The sequence below is a fragment of the Arcicella sp. LKC2W genome, from assembly GCF_034931005.1.
Taxonomy (GTDB): domain Bacteria; phylum Bacteroidota; class Bacteroidia; order Cytophagales; family Spirosomataceae; genus Arcicella.
The window spans coordinates 13,144-35,035 of sequence record NZ_JAYGIN010000037.1 but is presented as its reverse complement, the minus strand read 5'-3'; the positions used below and the strand labels follow the sequence as shown (position 1 = coordinate 35,035).

Here is a 21,892-nt window from a genome sequence, read left to right as displayed (position 1 = left end):
TAATCCCAAAAAGACGTTTACAAATCTTTGGATTGTCTTGCAATAATTTATACTTATCGTTCATAATCAGTTGTTTATAACAAAAGTACCTAAATGTCAATTAAGAAAGTTGTCTATTACTGATGAATAACTCTCCACACTTTTCCTTTTACAGAATCAGTAATGTAAATTGAACCGTCAGCACTTTGAGCTAATCCCATCGGACGAGCTTTGGCATCGTTTGGTTGTTTAATTTCTGAACCTCCTGCAAAACCTTCGGCAAATACTTCATAATCACCCGATGGTTTTCCGTCTTTTCCAAAAGGAACAAAAGCCACAAAATAGCCACCTTGTTTTAATGGAGCTCTGTTCCAAGAACCATGAAAACAGATAAAGGCACCGTTTTTGTATTTGGCAGGAAATTGATTTCCTGTATAAAACATCAAGGCATTTGGAGCCCAGTGAGCTGGAAACGCCATAATTGGTTTGTCTTTTCCTTCACAAACTCCTTGCGTTTTGGTATCTCCTCCGTATTCTGGATTAAGGATTTTTTTATTTTGAAAACGGTCGTGGTAACAATATGGCCAACCAAAATCTGAACCTTTTTTCAATAATAAAAATTCTTCAGAAGGCAATTCTGCACTTTGTTCTGCATTGTACATCTCTGGGAATAAAGTAGTCAATTGGTCACGTCCGTGTTGCATTCCGTACAATTCTCCCTCTTCTTTATTCCAAGCTAATCCAACAATATTACGGATTCCTGTGATATAACGGAAGCCGTCAGCGTGTTTTTGATTTTTCTTGTTTGCATCAAATTGCCAAACGCCACCGTGCCAATCTAAAATTGGACAAGGCATCATTCCTTTTGAGCCTTTGGTACGGTTTTTCTCTTGACAAGCATTTGAAGGAGCTCCAAAAGTCACGTAAAGATGTCCTTTGTCGTCCAGAGCTAAAGATTTTGTCCCATGTTCTCCGTACAATTCTAATCCTGTAACAATTGTTTCTGGCTTAGATTCGTCAGGAATACCGTTTTTCATTGGATAACGTGATACCGAAGAATCAGAAGAAGCATACAAATAACCATTTCCGATAGCGATTCCTGTTCCTACAAAATTTCCGAAACCTTTTGTTTCGTCGGCTTTTCCGTCGCCGTTGGTATCTTTCAAAATGATAGTTCCTTTACCATCTTTCAATTTACTCAGACGAACATAAATATCACCTTTTTCGCTCACCGCAATATGGCGAGCTTTTCCCACACCTTCAGAAACGACTATTGCTCCAAAACCCTTTGGCAGTGTAATTCCTCCATTATCAGCATCAGCCTTTAGTTTTTGATTTTTATTTGGAGTTTTATCCATTGGCTTAAAACTTATGAAAAGTGTTGCCAACGAAACAGATAAGATTAGATGTTTCATTTTAGAGTTTGTGTTTAAAATATAAATTTACAGATAAACTATAAAAGTATAACTAATGTTCTGCCCTGATTTTGGGCAAAAGGTGGTAAACTGTATGCCTTAAACTGTGAATATAAACTTTGTGGAGTAGGCATTAAATACCGTAATAAGCTATATAGTAAGTAATAGGCAATAACCATTAAATAAATACGATGATGAGCGTATCGCCTACCGCCTAAAACTCAAAGCAATTTATAGTAATTTTCAATTTTAACTTCTTCAAGAAAAAATTTAAAAAATCTATGAAAAAAAAAACAAGCCTTTTTCATTCAACTGTTTCTGTTACCTTTGTACAATTTTTGGAGATACGTTATTGAATTATGAGATATGAGGTATGAAGTATGAGGTTGTAGGTTTTTAATCAAATTTAATATTGAATGGTAAATGATGAAACTTAAAAAGTAGATGATTTCCCAGTTTATTAGAGACTATACACACTTTTACTGATAACCAATAACTGATTAACCAATAACTGATTTCCCCTTCCATTCTCAAAAAAATAACAAGAAAGTGCCAAAGAATACTTCTATTAAGTCCGTTCTTATTATCGGTTCAGGTCCAATCATCATCGGTCAGGCTTGCGAGTTTGATTATTCAGGTTCTCAGGCGGCTCGTTCGTTGCGTGAAGAAGGTATCAAGGTTGCCTTGATAAATTCCAATCCAGCCACGATTATGACTGACCCCCTCAATGCCGATTACGTTTATTTGAAACCCCTCGATAAAAATTCAATTATCGAAATCTTAGAAAAACACCAAGCAGAAGGAATTCCAATTGATGCCGTTTTACCAACAATGGGTGGTCAGACGGCATTAAATTTAGCTATCGACTGTGATGCAGCGGGCGTTTGGCAAAAATATGGTGTTGACATTATTGGGGTAGATATCAAAGCTATCGAAACCACAGAAGACCGTGAGAAATTCCGTTTAAAAATGATTGAGATTGGTGTGGGTGTTTGTAAAGGACGTACTGCTCGCTCATTTTTGGAAGGAAAAGAAATTGCTCAGGAAACAGGTTTTCCATTGGTAATTCGTCCTTCATTTACTTTAGGTGGAACTGGCGGAGGATTTGTTCATGACCCCAAAGATTTTGACGCAGCACTTAACAAAGGGTTGCACGCATCACCAACTCACGAAGTTTTGGTGGAGCAGTCAATCATGGGTTGGAAAGAATACGAATTAGAATTATTACGTGACAATTTAGGAAACGTAATCATTATTTGTTCGATTGAGAACTTCGACCCGATGGGAATTCACACGGGAGACTCAATCACGGTTGCACCAGCACAAACGTTACCTGATACAATTTATCAGAAAATGCGTGATATGGCAATCAAAATGATGAATGCTATCGGTCAATTTGCAGGTGGTTGTAACGTTCAGTTCTCATTAAATCCTGATACTGACGAAATTATCGCTATCGAAATTAACCCACGTGTTTCTCGTTCATCAGCCTTAGCTTCAAAAGCAACGGGTTATCCAATTGCAAAAATTGCTGCTAAAATGGCAATCGGTTACAATTTAGATGAATTGACCAATGCCATTACAGGTTCAACTTCGGCATTTTTTGAGCCAGCACTTGACTATGTGATTGTAAAAGTACCACGTTGGAATTTTGACAAATTCAAAGGAGCAGACAAGACTTTAGGTTTACAAATGAAGTCGGTTGGTGAAACAATGGGTATTGGTCGCAATTTCCAAGAAGCTCTTCAAAAGGCTTGTCAATCGCTTGAAATTAAGCGTAACGGAATGGGAGCAGATGGCAAAGGGTTACGTGACCAAGACGCAATCATGCACTCATTGGCAAACCCTTCTTGGAATCGTCTTTTCCACATTTATGATGCCTTCAAATTGGGTATTTCGTTCAAAACGATTCAGCAAACTACTAAAATTGACAGATGGTTTTTATACCAAGTAGAAGATTTAGTAAGAGTTGAAAACGAAATGGAGAAATATTCACTTCATTCAATTCCTACTGAATTATTAGAAGAAGCCAAACATAAGGGTTTTGCTGACCGTCAGATTGCCTATACACTTCGTTGTATGGAGTCTGAGGTTTATGACAAACGTAATAGCTTAGGAATCAAGCGTGTATATAAATGTGTAGATACTTGTGCGGCAGAATTTGAAGCGAAAACACCATATTTTTATTCAACATTCTCGCAAGGTTCTGAAACATTAGATAACGAATCGGTAGCAACTAATAAGAAGAAAATTGTTGTTTTAGGTTCAGGTCCAAACCGTATTGGACAAGGTATTGAGTTTGACTATTCATGTGTACACGGAATTTTGGCGGCAAAAGAAGCTGGTTATGAGGCAATTATGATTAACTCAAATCCAGAAACCGTTTCAACAGACTTTGACATTGCTGATAAATTATATTTCGAGCCAGTTTTCTGGGAACACGTTTACGATATTATTCAGCACGAAAAACCAGAAGGTGTTATTGTTCAATTAGGTGGACAGACAGCTCTGAAATTAGCAGAAAAATTATCGAAATACGGTATCAAAATCATTGGAACATCTTTTGAAGCCCTTGATTTAGCAGAAGATAGAGGTGCATTCTCAGCTTTATTGCAAGAAAATGAAATACCTTTCCCTCAATTTGGTGTTTGCGAAGACGCAGATAATGCCGCAGAATTAGGTCGTCAATTAGGTTATCCATTATTGGTTCGTCCTTCTTATGTATTGGGTGGGCAGTCGATGAAAATTGTTATCAACGAGCAAGAATTAGAACAACACGTAGTTGATATTTTAAGAGATATTCCAGGAAATAAAATCTTGCTCGACCATTTCTTAGAAAATGCCATTGAAGCCGAAGCTGATGCCATTTGTGATGGTGAAGATGTTTATATCATCGGAATCATGGAGCATATTGAGCCAGCAGGTATCCACTCAGGAGACTCGCACTCGGTACTTCCTCCTTTTGATTTATCTGAAAATGTTATCAAACAAATCGAAGACCATACTCGCAAAATCGCCGTAGCTCTAAAAACTAAAGGTTTATTAAACATTCAGTTTGCGGTAAAAGACGAAGTGGTGTATATCATTGAAGCCAACCCACGTGCTTCACGTACTGTGCCATTTATTTGTAAAGCTTACCAAGAGCCTTATGTAAATTATGCTACGAAGGTAATGTTGGGAGCTAAGATTAAAGATTTCAACTTCCAACCAAAGAAACACGGTTGGGCAATCAAGATTCCTGTATTCTCATTCAATAAATTCCCGAATGTAAATATGGAATTAGGGCCAGAGATGAAATCAACAGGTGAGGCAATTTACTTCATTGATTCTCTGAAAGATGATTTCTTCAGAAAAGTTTATGGAGAAAGAAACTTATACCTTTCGAGATAATCATTTGGTAATGAATAGATAGATAGAGACAAGGCAATGCCTTGTCTCTATTCGTTTAGGGGTAAATATTTCGTTATTTCGGTAATATTCAGAGCCATAATTTTCAAAAACCTATCCTGTTTTTAGTATTTTATCCATAAATTTGTATTGAATCAGACCAAAAGATTCATCAATCCTTACTCATAAAACTTCAATAATGACTTCTGACAAGTTATATCATCTACCTGTTATGCTTCAAGAGTGTCTTGATGGGTTAAATATTCGCCCTGATGGGGTTTATGTGGATGTTACTTTTGGCGGCGGCGGTCACTCAAAAGCAATTCTCGAACGCTTAGGAGAAAAAGGCAAACTTTATGCTTTTGACCAAGATCCAGATGCCAAACAAAATTCTCTCGCTTTTGCCGACAGTCGCTTCACATTTATTGAAGCTAATTTCCGAAATATTAAAAAATATTTGCGTCTTTATGGTGTCAAAAAAGTGGATGGAATCTTAGCTGATTTTGGTATTTCATCACACCAAATTGATGAGCCTTCACGTGGTTTTTCTACTCGTTTTGAGGGAGATTTAGATATGCGAATGAACCAAAAAGCGGAGGTTTCAGCTTTCACAATCATAAATGAATATACCGAAGCTCAACTGCATAAAATATTGGGAATGTACGGCGAAATTAAAAATGCCAAAACGCTCGCCAATGCCATTTGTACCGCTCGGATGAACGCTCCCATTAAAACAACTGGTGAATTTAAAGCTATCTTAGAAAAATATGCTCCCAAATTCAAAGAGTTTAAATATTTTGCTCAAGTTTTCCAAGCTATCAGAATTGAGGTAAATCAGGAGTTAGACGTAATTCAAGAGTTTTTAGAGCAAGTGCCTGATTTGTTGAAAGATACCGAAAGTAGATTGGCAATAATGACTTTCCATTCTTTAGAAGATAGATTGGTTAAAAACTATATTAAAGCAGGCAATTTTAATGGAGAATTAGACAGAGACATCGTTTTTGGAACAATAACCAAACCATTAGAAGGTATTACGAGAAAACCCATTGAGGCATCTCCTGAAGAATTATCGTCAAATAATAGAAGTAGAAGTGCAAAGCTAAGAGTGGCAACGTTATTCAGTTAGTGAATTGTGATTGAGTGAATTAGTGATTTATCCACAAAGTAACATTACTACACAAAATTATTAAATCATAACTAAGAAGTTAATAAGTTGTAAATGAGAAGGTTGTCGGTTGAAATTGTAGCGTCCTGAAATCACTAACTCACAATTCACTGATTCACAACTATTAAAAATATGGCAAAGAACGTTTCAAAAAAACAAAATAGAGAATCCTCTTCTTATCGCCCCAATAGAGGCGTTTTTGCATTTTTCGACCGTGTATTTAATATGGATAAAATTTTGGGAGGAGTATTTCCAGCCTCTCAATTACGGTATATCGTCTGGATTTCTGGATTGATTGTAATCTATATTATTTCTTCGCTCAATGCTGAAAGTTTAATTCATAGAATCGACAAAATGAAGTCGGAAGTAGAAGAAGCCAGAGCCGATTATACCACTCAAAAGGCTGATTTTATGAAAGCTGGGAAGCAATCTGAAATTATCAAAAGAGTTGAGCCAATGGGCTTACAAGAAAATAAAACACCGCCAACTAAGATAATTGTAAAGGAGTGATAAGATATGAATGATGAGTGAAAACATAACTCATTGTTCATCTCTTTCACTTATCATTCATAATAAAATGAACATTAAAAAAGACATCATATTAAGGGTTCGCCTCATGTTTTTGTTCATCCTACTTTTTGCAGTAGGAATTGTTTGGCGTATCGTACAGTTACAAACTATTGAGGGAGAAGAATGGCGAGAAAAAGCCAAAAAAGTGTATGTAAAAAAACGGGTAGTTGAGGCTGTTCGAGGTAATATTTACGCTGCTGACGGAAGTCTTTTAGCAACATCATTGCCAAAATATAAGCTGGGTTTTGACCCGATGGTGTCAAGACTTAACAAAACCAATGGCAAAATCTACGATGAAGGAATTAACCAATTGTGCCACTTATTAGCCGACTTTTACGGAGATAAAGACTGGAAAGATTATTATTCAATGATTGACTTGGCTAAACGGGACAAAGTTAGTTACATCCGTCTGAATGATAAGAAACTTGATTTTCAACAGAAAAAGGCAATGGAAACATGGCCGATTTTTAGAGAAGGAAAGTTTAAAGGTGGTGTTGTTTTTGAAAAGTCTAATGAACGTTATAATCCATTTGGAAAAATGGGTTTTAGAACTATTGGATACAAAAAAGAAAAAGAAAAAGTAGGAATTGAAAATAGTTTTGACCCGCAGTTAGCAGGAACAAATGGTAAAGGAAATTTTGAAAAAATTGTAGGTGGAAGTTGGCGACCAATTGATGGTGGTGAAGAGTCTATTCCAGTTCCAGGAGTTGATATTTATACAACGATTGATGTAAATATTCAAGACGTTGCAGAAACGTCGCTCATGAAATATTTACGTCAATTAAGTGCTGATAAAGGTTGTGTAGTAGTAATGGAAGTGGAAACGGGTGAGATAAAAGCCATGACAAACTTGACTCGGTTACGTGATACCTTAGCATTTGCGGAAACATATAATCATGCCGTTTTGGGTTTATCTGACCCTGGTTCTGTATTCAAGTTACCGTCGATGGTAGCTATGATGGAAACAGGCGGATTATCCAATGAAGAATGGGTACACACAGGAGATGGCACCATGAAGATTGGCTCAAAATTGTTGAGAGATACAAAAGCCTATGGAACAATTACGGCTCAGGAGGTTTTTGAACATTCATCAAACGTTGGAACGGCTAAATTGATGTTGAGATATTATAAAGATAAAGAAAACGAATATTATAATAAACTGCATCAATTTCACTTAGACGAACCCTTAAACTTCCAACTGCGTCCAGATGCAAAACCTGTGATTAATCGCCCCAAAGCAGGTGATTTGACAGCAATGCCTTGGAACTCTATTGGTTATGGAACGTCAATAACACCATTGCAAATGTTGGCTTTTTATAATGCCATCGCAAATGACGGAAAGTGGATTCAACCAATTATTGTAAAACATACAAAAATTGCAGACAAAATAGAAGATGATTATAAAATTTCACAAGTAAAATACGACGAGCCATTATGTAGTAAAGAAACTTTGGCTAAAGTAAAAAAAATGCTTGAAGGAGTCGTAGAAAGAGGAACTGCTTCAAATATTAAAAATGATTTGTATAAAATAGCGGGAAAAACAGGAACATCTCGTAAATTGATAAATGGACAATACCGAGAAGGAATGTATTATACATCATTTATCGGATATTTTCCAGCAGATGCTCCTAAATATAGTTGTGTTGTGATGATTGATAATCCTCGTGGCGTAAAACAAGAGGCACTCTTTGCAGCAGAAGCATCAGCACCAGTTTTTAAAGAAATTGCAGATAAAATTTATGCTTGCGACATTAGAATGCACAAATTATTAGCCGCAAAGAAACCAAGTTCAAAACAGTTTGCCACCAAAAAGCAAGTAGCACATACAGCTGATATAAAAACTATTTGTGAAGAATTTAAAATTGAAAAAATTCCAACCAACGAAGGATGGTCTATCGTAAGGGGTGATGGAGGAATATTAGAGTACCAAACACATCAAAATCCAAAAGAACGTATGCCCGATACCAGAGGAATGACTTTGAAAAATGCCTTGTATGTACTTGAAAACAAAGGTTATAAAGTTAATTTTCAAGGTGTTGGGAAAGTAGTGAGTCAATCTATTCCACCTGGAGTAAGTGCAATTAAAAATCGAACTATTAGTTTAATTTTAAATTAAATTTGCGAAAAACTTACCGAAGTGGTGAATGCCTAAAGTATTTTTGGAAACTTAACCCTAATTATTATATGTCATTATTTAAAAAAACATCTGAAAATAGTGATTCAGATTCTTCTAATCAAGTATTACTACGTAATGGATTACTTGGTTTATTGTTGCTTGGAGTGCTTTATTTGTTTTATAATCAGTTTGGACAAAACAAGAAAACGGATTTGCAAGTAAGTCAAATTCAAATGAATGCCGAGGAAATCAAAATGATTAATACTGACCTTGAACGTCTCAGAGATGATATCAAAGATAACCGTAACAATATTCAAGAAAAGCAGAAAAAGATAGATGAATTACAAACAAAATTAGAGAAAATATCGACAGAACAGACTGCTAAAAACGAAGAAGAACGTGCCACAATGATGGCTTTATTAAAGAAACAAATAGCTCAACTGTCGGTAGATAAAGCAAAATTACAAGCTCAAATGACCAAAACAATTGGTGAATATGAAGTAAGAATTGCTAATTTTCAGAAGATTTTACAGGAAAAAGATAGTATTATTTCATACCAAAAAAATACGATTCAAGACTTAGAAAGTACCGTTGCCATCAAAAAAGCAGAATTTAACGAACTACAAGGCGAACTCAAACAAACAGATGAAATTTTAGATATTTTGGATAATAAAATTCACGTTACAGTAACAAATGTTGGATTTTATGCCAATGGTTTTGATGATGCAGATAATGAATTGTCAGATACAAAGAATAAAAAAGATGTTGCTGAAATGGGAATTTATTATGCACTCAGTAGAAAACTGAAGTCTAACGAAAGATTAATTACAGAGCTATCACTACCCAATAATGCCATCGTCGGAAAGCGAGAATTCAATAGTAAAGACATTGAGAATATAGAAAAACAATCAGATAAAAGTGGTGTTGACCGTCCTTTGAGTATTAGAGTTCAGAAAGGGTCATTTGATGTACCCATGAAAGTGAATTTCTATATTAAAGTAGGTTCTGGAGAAAAACGTACATTCTTGATAGATTCAAAATTAATTACAGACTTGAAAGCTAAACAGGTTTATTAATAACCATAACTTGAAAACTATACAGTCAATTATTTAAAATAATGAGCTATGAACTTAGAAATATCATTACAGGAGTTATCGAAATTGCAGAAGGAAATCTTATCCAAACAATCCTCTTTTTCCTTAGAGCAAGCAAAAGAACAAGTGGAAAGATTGAAAAATCAGAACTCATCAGTAAAGAAGATGAAATAGCTTATTTGGTAAATTATGCTAATGCTAATGATTTGTGGTATGAGTCATTGGATGAGAATACTTATATTGGTGAAGGAGCAGAGCAAAAAGTATATCTAAATGATGATGGTAAATCGGTTGTAAAAATTAATGATGCAATCTTTTATTCTTCTTGGGAGGAGTATTTCATTAGTCTATTAGCTCATAATTTTCTATTCCCTACAACATCATATCAATTATTAGGTTTTTATAGAGACACAAATGCTTTTTATGCTGTTGTTCAACAACCCTTTATTGAATCTACTGAGGCTACTGACTTAGACTTAGTTAGGCTTTTTTTAGAGAAAAATGGGTTTCAACACAAAAGAAACAACGATTACTTCAATATTGCATTAGGAATCATTTTAGAAGATTTGCATGATGAAAATGTTCTTACCAATAAAGGCGTTTTCTTCTTCATTGATAGTGCAATATATCTCATGTAATTTTAAATAGACATCAAAATTACCAAACCCCCGCCAAAATCGGGGGTTTATATTTACCAAATATTATGAAAACATTATCTCAACTAACCTCATCACTCAAAAAGAAAAATATTATCGGAAACGCTGATATAACGATTTCCGAAATCATTATTGACTCTCGTAAAGTATCGGAAGGTTCAATGTTTGTGGCTTTGAAAGGTACACAAGTGGACGGACACACTTTTATAGCCAAAGCTATTGAGATGGGAGCAAAGTCAATTCTTTGCGAAGATTTACCCGAAAATAAGGCTGACAATGTTGCTTATATTCAAGTGCCAGATGCTTCTGAGGCTTTGGGATATATGGCTTCTGAATTTTACGATAATCCTTCTAAAAAACTGAAATTAGTTGGTATCACAGGGACAAACGGCAAGACAACCACCGTTACTTTGTTGTTTCGTTTGTTCCGTGCTTTGGGTTATCGTTGTGGGTTAATTTCGACGGTGCAGAACCAAATTGATGATGACGTTATTCCTTCCACACATACCACGCCAGATGCCGTCAATTTGAATAAATTATTGGCAGAAATGGCTCAAACAGGTTGTACACACGCATTTATGGAAGTAAGTTCGCACGCTGTGGTACAGCATCGTATTACGGGCGTAACGTTTTCGGGTGGAATTTTCTCGAATATTACCCACGACCACCTTGATTTTCATGGAACATTTGATAATTATATCAAAGCTAAAAAAGGCTTTTTTGATGCTCTTCCTAAAACGGCTTTTGCTCTGACTAATATCGACGACCGTCGTGGAGGCGTGATGTTACAAAATACCAAAGCAAGCATCAATACTTATTCTTTGGAAACCCTTGCCACTGTAAAAGGACGTATTATTTCGGATAGTATTTATGGGTTGCAAATGGAAATTGATAATCAAGATATTCATTTTCAATTGATTGGAACATTCAATGCCTATAATTTGATGGCAATTTACGGTGCGGCAGTTTTGCTTGGTGAAGACAAAAACGAAGTTTTGGTGCAAATGTCTGCTTTGCAAACTGCTCCAGGACGTTTTGAACAAATAGTTTCGGTGAAAGACCAAAAAGTGGGAATTGTTGATTATGCACACACGCCCGATGCTTTGGAAAACGTTTTGAAAACCATCAATCAAATTAAAGATGGTAATCAGCAAATTATTACAGTTGTAGGTTGCGGAGGAAATCGTGATGCGACCAAACGCCCAATCATGGCAAAAATCGCCTGTGAATTATCCAATAAAGTGATTTTGACTTCCGATAATCCACGTAATGAAGACCCTGCCGAAATTTTGGAACAAATGCGTAAGGGAATACCACCAATTGATTTCAAGAAAACAAAAATTATTGAAGACCGAAAAGAAGCTATTTTGTTGGCTGTCAGAGAATTAGCAGATGCAGGAGATATAATTTTAGTAGCAGGAAAAGGGCATGAAAACTACCAAGAAATCAAAGGAGTGAAATATCATTTTGATGATAAAGAAATCTTGGCAGAAGCCTTTGGAGTTTAGTTACTCAATTGATGAACAAGCAATAAAAGATAATTGAATGGTCCACGAACTACCACATTTTTACGAGATGGTAATGGATAAACCGATAAAATTTCTTTGATGTAATTTGACAAATTAGAAATAAAATTCATGTAGATAGAGATTTAGTTTTTGAATGATGTCATAAAATTACGGCTAAAAATTGATAAAGTAACTACCGTTTCCTCAATGTGAGAAAATTACAATTTATACTTGTTATAAGTCAGCATTTTGTAATATTATTCCTTTTACAACAAAATCATTGATTCATAAAATTATGATTTTGTTGTAAATTGCATCATGCAATCCTTAAAATTTCAAGAAGAAGTTACCGTTTTTGCCGACGTGATTATCCCCGTCGCCATTCCGAATTTATATACCTACCGAGTGCCTCGTGAGTACGCTACCAGTATCTGCGTAGGGGCGAGAGTCATTGTGCAGTTTGGTAAAACGAAGGTCGTGACGGCGGTAGTGGCGAAACTTCATAATAAACCTCCCGAAAAATATCAGGCAAAATATGTGCTTGAATTATTGGATGATGCTCCGTTGGTGACACCTCAACAAATTGAGTTATTTCATTGGATTTCAGAATATTATATGTGTACGGTTGGTGAAGTGCTGAACGTGGCATTGCCGTCTGGACTCAAAATATCAAGCCTTTCAAAAGTTCAATACAATCCCGAATTTTCGTATCCAGACCTCCTGACAGAGCGTGAAACTGACATTATTGAAGAGTTGAAAAAACATCAATCCTTGAATTATGATGAACTCGCTCGTTTTGCCGAAGTCAAGAATGTTTATCACATTATTAAGTCGCTGATTCAGAAAAAAGCCATTATTGTTTTTGAAGAAGTTCGAGAGAAATATTCGCCCAAAATTCTAAAAAAAGTCCGTTTAACTTCTTTTTATGAAGACGTAAGTTATCTAAAAATTTTGTTGGGAGAATTAGAAAAAAAGCCTCAGCAATTAGATGTTTTGCTTCATTATCTTCGCTACGTTCCTGTGTTGCGTTCGCCAGAATTGAATCGTAAAGGTTTAGAAAAGAGTGCTTTAACGAAAGCAGAGGTTTCTGATAGTGCGATAAAAACACTTGTCAAAAATGGCATTTTAGAGCAGTTTGAAATTGTAGTAAGTCGTTTTGAGGAAGACCTTGATTTTGTGGAAGCTCCAACGCCTACACTTTCTACTTCGCAAGAAAAGGCTTTTTCTGAAATCATGAATAGTTTTCAAGAAAAGGACACAACGCTTCTACACGGAATTACGGGAAGTGGCAAAACGGAGGTGTATATTAAGCTGATTGAGCAAGTTTTAGAGAGCGGTTCGCAAGTTTTGTATCTCCTGCCAGAAATTGCTTTAACCACCCAAATTGTAGTGAGATTACGGAAAGTTTTTGGCGATAAAATGGGTATTTATCACTCAAGATTTTCTGATAATGAGCGTGTAGAAGTTTGGAAAGGCGTTGTTTCTGGTAAATTTTCCTTTGTAGTTGGGGTGCGTTCTGCCGTGTTTTTACCTTTTGATAATTTGGGTTTAATCATCGTGGACGAAGAACACGAAACGTCTTATAAACAATTTGACCCTGCTCCACGCTATCACGCTCGTGATGTGGCGGTGGTGATTGCCCATCGACAAAAAGCGAAAGTTTTGTTGGGTTCAGCTACGCCTTCCATCGAAAGTTTTTATAATGCCCAAACCAATCGTTATGGTTTTGTGGAAATGAAGGAACGTTTTGGAAATACACAATTGCCTGATATTGAGTTGATTGATATTAAGATTGCTCGAAAACAGAAGATGGTAAAAGGCGATTTTTCGGACTTGATGTTAGACCGAGTTCGGCTAAATTTAGAGAAAAAAGAGCAAACTATTTTCTTCCAAAACCGTCGTGGATATTCGCCGTATATTCAATGTGAAGACTGCGATACCATTGCATCTTGCAATAATTGCGATGTTAGTTTGACCTATCATTACAATGGGCAAGAATTGCGTTGTCACTATTGCGGACATCACGAACCCATGCCCAGAACTTGTCAGGCCTGTGGTTCGGTAAAGTTGCGGACGAGAGGTTATGGTACAGAAAAAATTGAAGAAGAATTGCAATTAATCTTTCCAACGGCAAAAATTGCTCGTATGGATTTAGATACTACTCGTACCAAAAGTGCATTTCAAACCTTGATAAATGAAGTAGAAAGCGGTGGTGTAGATATGCTCGTGGGTACACAAATGGTGGCAAAAGGACTTGATTTTGAGAAAGTTAGCTTAGTTTGTATTTTCGATGCTGACCGAATGATTCACTTCCCAGATTTCCGTTCGGCGGAAAGAGCATTTCAGTTATTAACCCAAGTTTCGGGGCGTGCGGGTAGGAGAGGAACGCAAGGGAAAGTGCTGATGCAAACCAATAATCCATCGCAAAAAATTCTGAAACAGATTATTGAGAATGACTACGTTGGTTTATATCGTGATGAAATTAAAGAGCGTGAAGATTTTCAATATCCACCTTTTACAAGATTAATTCAGATAACCGTTAAACATATCGACCAACCCATTGCCGAAAAAGCGGCTCAAGAATTAGCTAATAAATTAGCCGAAAAATTGAGTAAACAACGAGTTTTAGGCCCAGAAAAACCATTGGTAGAACGTATCAGAAATCAGTTTTTATTTGAGGTAATGATAAAATTAGAGAAAACCCTCAACCTAAAAGCTGCCAAAGCATTTATTGCCGAAGAAGTAATGAATCTAAGATTATCGAAGGATTTTAAAGGAATTTCGGTGGTAGTTGATGTGGATTGCGGTTGATATTTTAGTAGAGACAAGGCACTGCCTTGTCTACTCGCAATACCTTGTCTACTCGCAATGTATAGCAATCACATACGGCAAGGCAAAATCTAAGCGATTAGTACCTTCAAAAAAATATTTGTAACCAATTCTACCGATTAGACAAGGCAAAATCTAAGCGATTAGTACCTTCAAAAAAATATTTGTAATCAATTCTACCGATTAGGCAAGGCAAAATCTAAGCGATTAGTACCTTCAAAAAAATATTTGTAACCAATTCTACCGATTAGACAAGGCAAAATCTAAGCGATTAGTATCTTCAAAAAAATATTTGTAACCAATTCTACCGATTAGGCAAGGCAAAATCTAAGCGATTAGTATCTTCAAAAAAATATTTGTAGCCAATTCTACCGATTAGACAAGGCGGTGCCTTGTCTCTACAACAACAACAACAAAATGACAGAAAACACCGATAAATTTCAAGGGAAATATCGTATTCCCTCTGCACGACTTCAAAATTGGGATTATGGCACTGATGGTGCATATTTCATCACTATTTGTACTAAAAATCGTATCCACTATTTTGGAAAATGCGAAGATGGTAAAATGAAATTATCTACTGAAGGAGCTATTGTTCAAGGCTTTTGGTACGAAATTCCAAAGCATTTTTCTTTTGTAACTCTTGGCGAATTTATAGTTATGCCAAATCATATTCATGGGGTTTTGATTCTGGATAAAGAGCGTTATAAAGTGGAAACAAATCAAAATTCTAAGGATATAATTTCTGAATTATTAATAGGTAAAACGATTGGGCAAGCTCGTTTGAGAAATCAAGGTAGTGATACAGTTTCTTCCATCATTGGTTCTTATAAATCTATCTGCACAAAGCATATTAATAAAACCTTTCCCTCTTTAGAATTTGGTTGGCAAACCAGATTTTGGGATAATATTATCAGGGATGGGCAGTCGTTTGAAAATGTCAGTCAATATATTATCAATAATCCTTTAACGTGGGAAAAGGATAAATTTTTTAATGATACAGGTTTGTAATTTATCTATTTCTATTTGGTAGAGACAAGGCACTGCCTTGTCTCAATGTATTCCGTTCAATGACGTTAGCCAAGTCTCGTTATTTTTTCATATTAGTCCGCTTTTCTACGTTAGCCAAGTCTCGTTATTTTTTCATATTAGTCCGCTTTTCTACGTTAGACAAGGCTTGTTATTTTTTCATATTAGTCCGCTTTTCTACGTTAGACAAGGCAATGCCTTGTCTCTACCATTCACTAACTAATCTGCCATTTATGCTATTTTATTAAGGAAAACCCTTAATTTTCCGTATAAATACCACGAAAATCCATGAAAAAAGTAATTGTTGTTGAAGACCATCAGATTTTGTTGGAGAGTATCAGCTTGCTAATCAGTACCATTCCAGATATTGAATTAGTTGGTAAAGCTTCCAATGGACAAAAAGCTATGCAAATTCTTGAAAAAGAATCAGTTGATTTGATTGTCTCTGACGTGCAAATGCCTGTGATGAATGGAGTGGAATTGGTCTGGAAAGTAAAACAACAGTATCCTCAAATCAAAATTTTGATGCTGACTGTTTCCGAAGATGCTCAAACGATAAAAGACGCTTTACAGGCGGGTGCGGATGGTTTTATTTTCAAATCTGCTGAAAAAGAAGAATTAGAAGAAGCGATTTTAAGTCTAATCAACAACAAAAAATACTTTAGCGACAAAGCGATTTTAAGCCTTGCGGAAGCCCAAAATGAAGTTTATATCTCCGAAAAAGAAGCTCTTAAATCTATCTTGACCGATAGAGAAATCCAAATTCTCAAACTTATTTCTCAAGAATTATCAGGTATTCAAATTGCCGAAAAATTATTTATTAGTCCCACCACCGTAGAAAGTCATCGTAAAAATCTTTTCCAAAAAATTGGCGTAAATACCAGCGTTGGCTTGGTAAAATATGCTTTGAAACACGGCATACTTTAATAAAATCCCTAAAATTAAGGATTGACATTCGGCTTAGACAATTCCTAAATTTACTCCCATAAAACAATTAAAGCAACAACAAGATGAAACAGACTATCCTTTCCCTACTCGTACTCATTGCGGTTATTTTTACATTTTCTTGTAATACTGCCGTTGAACCATCGTCTAAAAATTCAGCACGAACGGCGGCTATCACTACGCAAAAGGTTATTCTTTTGTACGGAAATTATTCGCTTGTTAAAAATAATACGCTCATAGAATTAGTGGATGGAAACAATGTATTACAGCTTCCTGTATCGTCATTATTAGACGGGAAGGCTCTTTTTGGAGATAATGCAACGAACAAATTTCAAGGGCCTTTACTTTTTAAAAATGAAGGCTCAACTTATAAGTTGATTAGTAGTTTCTTGAAATTATCGGGTGCTGGATATTCAGCAAATAAATTATCCCCAGATGGTTCTGCTGGAATTGTTATTCCGAGAAACCCTCCAGGATGTGGCGTTGGTGGTTGTCCAGGAATGCCGAGTCGGCAGATGCTCACGATGGAGGTAAATATTGCCGTTCCAATAACGACTGAAGCAACTACTCGATAAATTATCTTATTAGAAAGGTTATAAAATACCTCTTAATCAGCATTAAGAGGTATTTTTATGTCAAAATTTGCTCCTTTCGTATTTCCAAAATCACAAGCAAAATTCCCATTCAAAGCTTCAATTCTTGATTTAATATTTTCCATACCATTCCCCAAATTTCCAGTGTTATTACCCAAACCAATGCCATTATCTTTTACTTGCAAACTAAAATAATCGTCTTGATTTACCATTAAGATTGTGGCTTTTGTGGCTTCTGAATGTTTGATGATATTGTTAATTAATTCTAAAATAATGCTGTAAACATTCAACTCAATTTGCACAGGCAAACGCCTTTCCATTCCTTGGGCTTCAAGACTAAAAGATAATTGTTTATTAAGATTTATTTTGGCTAAAAGTTGCTCAATGGTTGTTAAAAGTCCGTCTTTTTCTAAACCTGCTGGCATAATATTATGCGAAATATTCCTGACTTCTGAATACGCATTTTTAATCATTTCACGCACATTTTTGTAGATTTTTTGGTCATTATCCGATAATGTTTTACCACTAATAGCTTGCATACTCATATTTACTGCCGACAAAAGACTGCTTACATTATCATGCAATTCAGATGCAACTCGCTTACGTTCAATGCTTTGTCCTGTAAAAAGGGCAGTTTTGATTTCTTCATTTTTATTGATTAACTCTTGATTTGCCAAAGCCAATTCTTGGGTGCGTTGTGTTACCCTATATTCCAAATTCTGATTGGCATTTTCTAATTGTTCTTGAGCCAACATGATTTGGGTTTTTTGAGATTCAATTTGTTGATTTTTTGTGTTCAATTTCCGATTATTCCAAAATAGAACACTCGCCAAAATCAAGGCTAAAATTCCACCTAAAAGAAATAGATTTCTGGTTTGAGAAATTTGTTGTTTTTGGGTTTTTTCTTCCAATAATTCAATATTTTGTTTTTGTAACTGGCTTTCTTTGAGCGTGTTGTCGTATTCAAATTGCAAGGATTTTATTCTGCTTTGGGTACTTTCGGTTGAGATACTATCTTTTAGCGTCATGAATTTTTCATGATACTTCAGGGCTTCGTGGTTATTTCCTTGAGCTTTATAGGCTTCATAAAGTAGTTTATAAGAAGTTGGTAAGTAATTTTCTCCACCTTGTTGTTTTACTACTTTTTGAGCTTCCAATATCATTGGAATGGCTTTTTTGTATTCTTTTTGGGCAATAAAAACTTCGGCAATATCAATTTGAGTGACGGCATGATTAATACTTTGAGGTTCATAATATTTGAGTAAATCCTTGAATAATTGATGTGCTTGTTCGTAGTTTTTTGTCTCAAATGCTACTTTTCCTAAATAATAAAAAGATAACGATATGAAGTCATTATCTTTTAGTTTTAAGGCTAAAATCTCCATTTCTTGGAAGTGATTTTTAGCCTTTTTAAAGTATTTTTGATTAAGATAAATACTACCCAAATTATTTAAACTCGCCAAAGTCTCATTATTGTCTTTTCGTTTTTTGGCTAATAATAGTGCTTCATTGCCAAATTTTAAGGCTTTTGTATAATCTCCTAAACCAATATAAGCTTCTGTTAAATATCGCTTGCTATCCAAAACCCTTTTTTCATCATTACTTTTTTCGGCCATGCCGAGTGCTTTATAATAATTTTGGGCAGCCATAAAGTGATTGCCTTCCAAGCCGTACAAATACCCAAAATAATTATAGCTATGAATAATGTTTGTCTCGATACCTCGCTTTTCGGAAATCGCTAAGAGCTGTTTGGTATAAAACAAAGCGGAATCAGTATTGATAAAAGTATAGTGATACATCAAAACCTTCACCTTTCTCGACCACAACGTGTCACGAGTATAGGATTCGGGCATTTCTTCCATTTTTTTCAATTCATTTTTCAGTCGGTCAATAGTTCCCCTTTGTCCGAAGGTTGAGAAATTGAACAATAGCAAAAACAGTAGTAGTGTGTTTTTCATGGAGGTTATTTCATAATATTTTCAAATATCCCTAAAATTAGGGATATGATTTCCCCTAAATTAAGGATTTACATTTTTAGTGATTCAAGAGAACTTTGTTTGGTAAAAACATACCTCACAAAGTCATGATAAGCCCTACTCAAAATACTCGTTTTTTCTTGTTGCCCAATAAGCACAAGCGGAAAGATAAAATTCCGTTTGATGATATTCTTTATTTAGAAGGCAACATCAATTATACGCTGATTCACCTCTATAATGGCAAGGTGAAAATTTCTCCAAGAACCCTTCTGTATCATATTCAGCACTCATTAAACGATTCATTCATTCGGATTCATCGTGCTTTTTGTGTTAATAAAAGATATGTGAAAGATACGCAAGAACTTGATATAAAGCGTATTACGCACCTTTTTTTAAAAGATGAAACGCAATTGCCAGTTTCTCGTAGAAAGCGAAATGCTCTGCAAGAGTTATGAATTATGAGGTATGAGTTTTTGGACTCAAAGTCCAATCCCAAAATATAAACTAACAATTAATCCAAACGAAAAAATGAAAAAGATTTATTATATATCGACAATTCTGCTGTGCGTATTCTTACAAACAGCCAATGCCCAAATGGGGGTAAATTCAACGGGAGCAGTACCTAATTCATCGGCGATGTTGGACGTGAGTAGTACAACTAAAGGTTTTTTGATGCCTCGAATGACGACTGTTCAACGAAATGCCATTGCCTCACCAGCCAATGGATTGATGGTTTATGATACCGATGTCAATGAAATTTTCACTTATAATTTTGGTTGGGGAAGAGCTACCTCTCGCAATGCCCCGCTTACTTTATATGCTCCTTCGATTCCATCGGGTACTAATGCCATCGTTGGGATTGGGCCATCTGCTGTATCATCTGCGGCAGGTATTAGAGGAGAAGCTCAGGGATTAGGTCAAGTTTCTGGAGTTTATGGAATATCAACAAACGTTGGAATTACAGGCAATACTTATGGCGTACGTGGACATAATAGCACTTTAAATTCCTTTGGTTATGGTGTTTATGGTACTCATGCGGGGACGGGTGTTGCCATTGTCGGAGAGTCAGTTTCTGGCGATGGAATAATTGGTTATGCCAATAAAATCAATCCAACGGTTAATACAAGTGGCGTAATTGGGCGAAATCAATCAAATAATGGGATTGGATATGGTGTTCAAGGGGTTCATGTAGGTAGTGGAGCTGGCGTTTCGGGCGTGTCTTCATTTGGAGATGGTATCATTGCAGAAACAGGAGCTACTTTCGTTAGTGGGAAAGCCGCAGTACAAGCTATTGGAGGTAATGCACGTGGTGTTAGAGCCTCTTCTACCACTACTGCCATTGAAGGGTTTGGCGATGCTACGGGAGTTTGGGGTATGTCAATAGCTGGTACAGGAACTTATGGTGCAACTAATTCATTCAGAGGTGTTTGGGGTAGAGGACTCACCACGGGTGATGGTGTGTACGGTGATGCTTCGACGGGAAAAGGAGTTTATGGTAAATCGACTTCATCTGGTTTGGGTGTTTTGGGAGAAAGTGTATCAGGCGTTGGGGGTTATTTTACGAGTAATTCAGGCGATGCGGGTTATTTCCAGTCAACATCTGGCAAAGGTTTAACGGCTACCTCTTCGAGTGGTTCGGCAATTTATGCAGATAATACGTCTGCCATTGCTCCTGTTGCTCAATTTGTTAATTTGTCGGGAGGAACGGCTTTAAGTGTCATTGCTCAAACGGCTCTTGATATTGCAGGAGGAATTAGAGTTTCGGGAGCTGCCAGTACAAAGGCTGCCTTCAAAATTACAACATCTGCCTCTAATACGTCAGGAAACGTTTTGACAATTCCGAACACTACACTTGCCAATAACTCTACGGATATTTTGCTCGTTACTCACGCTTTTGGAACATATCTCAATAAACCATTTGGCGTATATTGGACAGGAGCAAGTTGGGGTATTTATGTGGAAGATTCAACGGCAATGCCAATCGGAACGATATTTAACGTATTGGTTATCAAACAATAAATAGTAGGACAGATTTCCAATCTGTCGTTTATTATACAGGTTTGAAACGTGTGCTACTTTAAAAAACAAAAATCATGAAAAAATATATTATTCTTCTCGTAATATTTTGCGGTGTTTTAGGCTGTTCTAAGTCAAGCGAAGTAACACCCGCAAGCACAACAAGTTATGTATCCATGAAAATTAATGGTGTTTTATGGAAAAGCGATATTGGTGCAGGAGCAATTTCCGCAGGCAATTTTTCGGGAACTGGGGCATTGGAGTCTACAGGGGGAAAAGAGGCTTTATCGATGGCTTTGATTAATTGTGCTACCGTAGGCACGGTTTATAAATTTGAAGATGCCAACGATAGAATTTTTCAATTCATCAAACAAGCATCGAAAGTGAATTATTTTATTGGAAAAGAGATGAAAGGGTCTTCTGGAACATTGACCATTACCAAAACCAAAGCAGTAAATACATTGACTTATGCCAATGCCATATTTTCTGGAACTGCGGTTGGGTCTGACGGTAGCAAAATTGTAATTACAGAAGGAGTTATAGTAAATGCTCAGGTGAATTGATTTTTCGATGTTTGGTAAAATGTTGACTAATAGGAGGTTGATTTTTATTTT

At 36.0% G+C, this 21,892-nt stretch carries 17 protein-coding genes; 14 read left to right on the top strand and 3 right to left on the bottom strand.

The features are described from left to right. Positions 1-116: 116 nt before the first annotated feature. Positions 117-1,394, bottom strand: a complete 1,278-nt coding sequence (locus VB796_RS22445; protein WP_323348837.1) for a PQQ-dependent sugar dehydrogenase — start codon at positions 1,392-1,394, stop codon at positions 117-119. A 549-nt stretch (positions 1,395-1,943) separates the two neighbouring features. Here VB796_RS22445 and carB point away from each other — a divergent pair. From carB to VB796_RS22410, 7 genes are all read left to right on the top strand, one after another. Beyond that, entirely contained in the window at positions 1,944-4,784 is a 2,841-nt protein-coding gene (gene carB / locus VB796_RS22440) for a carbamoyl-phosphate synthase large subunit (protein ID WP_323348836.1), read from the top strand. A gap of 196 nt (positions 4,785-4,980) precedes the next feature. Next, positions 4,981-5,907, top strand: coding sequence for a 16S rRNA (cytosine(1402)-N(4))-methyltransferase RsmH (gene rsmH, locus VB796_RS22435; RefSeq protein ID WP_323348835.1), 927 nt, complete (start codon positions 4,981-4,983; stop codon positions 5,905-5,907). Positions 5,908-6,078: 171 nt separating this feature from the next. Then, positions 6,079-6,456 (top strand): FtsL-like putative cell division protein, encoded by a 378-nt coding sequence (locus VB796_RS22430; RefSeq protein WP_323348834.1) that lies wholly within the window; start codon positions 6,079-6,081, stop codon positions 6,454-6,456. 67 nt (positions 6,457-6,523) lie between these two features. After that, positions 6,524-8,632 (top strand): penicillin-binding protein, encoded by a 2,109-nt coding sequence (locus VB796_RS22425; protein ID WP_323348833.1) that lies wholly within the window; start codon positions 6,524-6,526, stop codon positions 8,630-8,632. A gap of 68 nt (positions 8,633-8,700) precedes the next feature. Then, positions 8,701-9,708: a hypothetical protein gene (locus VB796_RS22420; protein ID WP_323348832.1), complete on the top strand. Its 1,008-nt coding sequence runs from the start codon at positions 8,701-8,703 to the stop codon at positions 9,706-9,708. Positions 9,709-9,749: 41 nt separating this feature from the next. Next, entirely contained in the window at positions 9,750-10,364 is a 615-nt protein-coding gene (locus VB796_RS22415; protein WP_323348831.1) for a hypothetical protein, read from the top strand. 65 nt (positions 10,365-10,429) lie between these two features. Continuing rightward, positions 10,430-11,890: a UDP-N-acetylmuramoyl-L-alanyl-D-glutamate--2,6-diaminopimelate ligase gene (locus VB796_RS22410; protein ID WP_323348830.1), complete on the top strand. Its 1,461-nt coding sequence runs from the start codon at positions 10,430-10,432 to the stop codon at positions 11,888-11,890. On the opposite strand, the gene VB796_RS22405 is transcribed toward VB796_RS22410, so the two are convergent. Next, on the bottom strand, positions 11,887-12,021 hold the full coding sequence (locus VB796_RS22405) for a hypothetical protein (RefSeq protein ID WP_323348829.1): 135 nt from the start codon (positions 12,019-12,021) through the stop codon (positions 11,887-11,889). The genes VB796_RS22410 and VB796_RS22405 overlap by 4 nt on opposite strands. A gap of 187 nt (positions 12,022-12,208) precedes the next feature. Here VB796_RS22405 and priA point away from each other — a divergent pair, with 187 nt between their 5' ends. From priA to VB796_RS22385, 4 genes are all read left to right on the top strand, one after another. Next, a complete protein-coding gene (priA, locus tag VB796_RS22400) occupies positions 12,209-14,701 on the top strand; it encodes a replication restart helicase PriA (protein WP_323348828.1) in 2,493 nt (830 codons plus the stop codon). A 435-nt stretch (positions 14,702-15,136) separates the two neighbouring features. Further along, positions 15,137-15,730 carry a transposase gene (locus tag VB796_RS22395; RefSeq protein ID WP_323348827.1) on the top strand — a complete coding sequence of 198 codons (594 nt, stop codon included), beginning with the start codon at positions 15,137-15,139 and terminating at the stop codon, positions 15,728-15,730. Positions 15,731-16,036: 306 nt separating this feature from the next. Continuing rightward, on the top strand, positions 16,037-16,675 hold the full coding sequence (locus tag VB796_RS22390) for a response regulator transcription factor (RefSeq protein WP_323348826.1): 639 nt from the start codon (positions 16,037-16,039) through the stop codon (positions 16,673-16,675). A gap of 83 nt (positions 16,676-16,758) precedes the next feature. Next, positions 16,759-17,268, top strand: a complete 510-nt coding sequence (locus VB796_RS22385) for a hypothetical protein (RefSeq protein WP_323348825.1) — start codon at positions 16,759-16,761, stop codon at positions 17,266-17,268. 32 nt (positions 17,269-17,300) lie between these two features. Here VB796_RS22385 and VB796_RS22380 read toward each other — a convergent pair whose 3' ends face one another. Beyond that, complete coding sequence (locus tag VB796_RS22380; protein ID WP_323348824.1) at positions 17,301-19,244, bottom strand: tetratricopeptide repeat protein; 1,944 nt, start codon at positions 19,242-19,244, stop codon at positions 17,301-17,303. Between the two features lie 125 nt (positions 19,245-19,369). Between VB796_RS22380 and VB796_RS22375 the strand changes: the two genes are divergently transcribed. The 3 genes from VB796_RS22375 (at position 19,370) to VB796_RS22365 (ending at position 21,841) form a co-directional block, all read left to right on the top strand. Next, entirely contained in the window at positions 19,370-19,717 is a 348-nt protein-coding gene (locus tag VB796_RS22375; protein WP_323348823.1) for a LytTR family DNA-binding domain-containing protein, read from the top strand. A 73-nt stretch (positions 19,718-19,790) separates the two neighbouring features. After that, positions 19,791-21,281, top strand: coding sequence for a hypothetical protein (locus VB796_RS22370; RefSeq protein WP_323348822.1), 1,491 nt, complete (start codon positions 19,791-19,793; stop codon positions 21,279-21,281). Positions 21,282-21,355: 74 nt separating this feature from the next. Beyond that, complete coding sequence (locus tag VB796_RS22365; RefSeq protein ID WP_323348821.1) at positions 21,356-21,841, top strand: hypothetical protein; 486 nt, start codon at positions 21,356-21,358, stop codon at positions 21,839-21,841. The last annotated feature ends 51 nt before the right edge of the window (positions 21,842-21,892 follow it).

Coding starts and splice junctions, on each gene's coding strand:
- VB796_RS22410 (WP_323348830.1), top strand. CDS start 10,430: ATGAAAACATTATCTCAACTAACCTCATCACTCAAAAAGAAAAATATT.
- VB796_RS22405 (WP_323348829.1), bottom strand. CDS start 12,021: ATGAATTTTATTTCTAATTTGTCAAATTACATCAAAGAAATTTTATCG.
- VB796_RS22430 (WP_323348834.1), top strand. CDS start 6,079: ATGGCAAAGAACGTTTCAAAAAAACAAAATAGAGAATCCTCTTCTTAT.
- VB796_RS22415 (WP_323348831.1), top strand. CDS start 9,750: ATGAGCTATGAACTTAGAAATATCATTACAGGAGTTATCGAAATTGCA.
- VB796_RS22390 (WP_323348826.1), top strand. CDS start 16,037: ATGAAAAAAGTAATTGTTGTTGAAGACCATCAGATTTTGTTGGAGAGT.
- priA (WP_323348828.1), top strand. CDS start 12,209: ATGCAATCCTTAAAATTTCAAGAAGAAGTTACCGTTTTTGCCGACGTG.
- VB796_RS22395 (WP_323348827.1), top strand. CDS start 15,137: ATGACAGAAAACACCGATAAATTTCAAGGGAAATATCGTATTCCCTCT.
- VB796_RS22375 (WP_323348823.1), top strand. CDS start 19,370: ATGATAAGCCCTACTCAAAATACTCGTTTTTTCTTGTTGCCCAATAAG.
- VB796_RS22420 (WP_323348832.1), top strand. CDS start 8,701: ATGTCATTATTTAAAAAAACATCTGAAAATAGTGATTCAGATTCTTCT.
- VB796_RS22370 (WP_323348822.1), top strand. CDS start 19,791: ATGAAAAAGATTTATTATATATCGACAATTCTGCTGTGCGTATTCTTA.
- VB796_RS22365 (WP_323348821.1), top strand. CDS start 21,356: ATGAAAAAATATATTATTCTTCTCGTAATATTTTGCGGTGTTTTAGGC.
- VB796_RS22380 (WP_323348824.1), bottom strand. CDS start 19,244: ATGAAAAACACACTACTACTGTTTTTGCTATTGTTCAATTTCTCAACC.
- VB796_RS22445 (WP_323348837.1), bottom strand. CDS start 1,394: ATGAAACATCTAATCTTATCTGTTTCGTTGGCAACACTTTTCATAAGT.
- rsmH (WP_323348835.1), top strand. CDS start 4,981: ATGACTTCTGACAAGTTATATCATCTACCTGTTATGCTTCAAGAGTGT.
- VB796_RS22425 (WP_323348833.1), top strand. CDS start 6,524: ATGAACATTAAAAAAGACATCATATTAAGGGTTCGCCTCATGTTTTTG.
- VB796_RS22385 (WP_323348825.1), top strand. CDS start 16,759: ATGAAACAGACTATCCTTTCCCTACTCGTACTCATTGCGGTTATTTTT.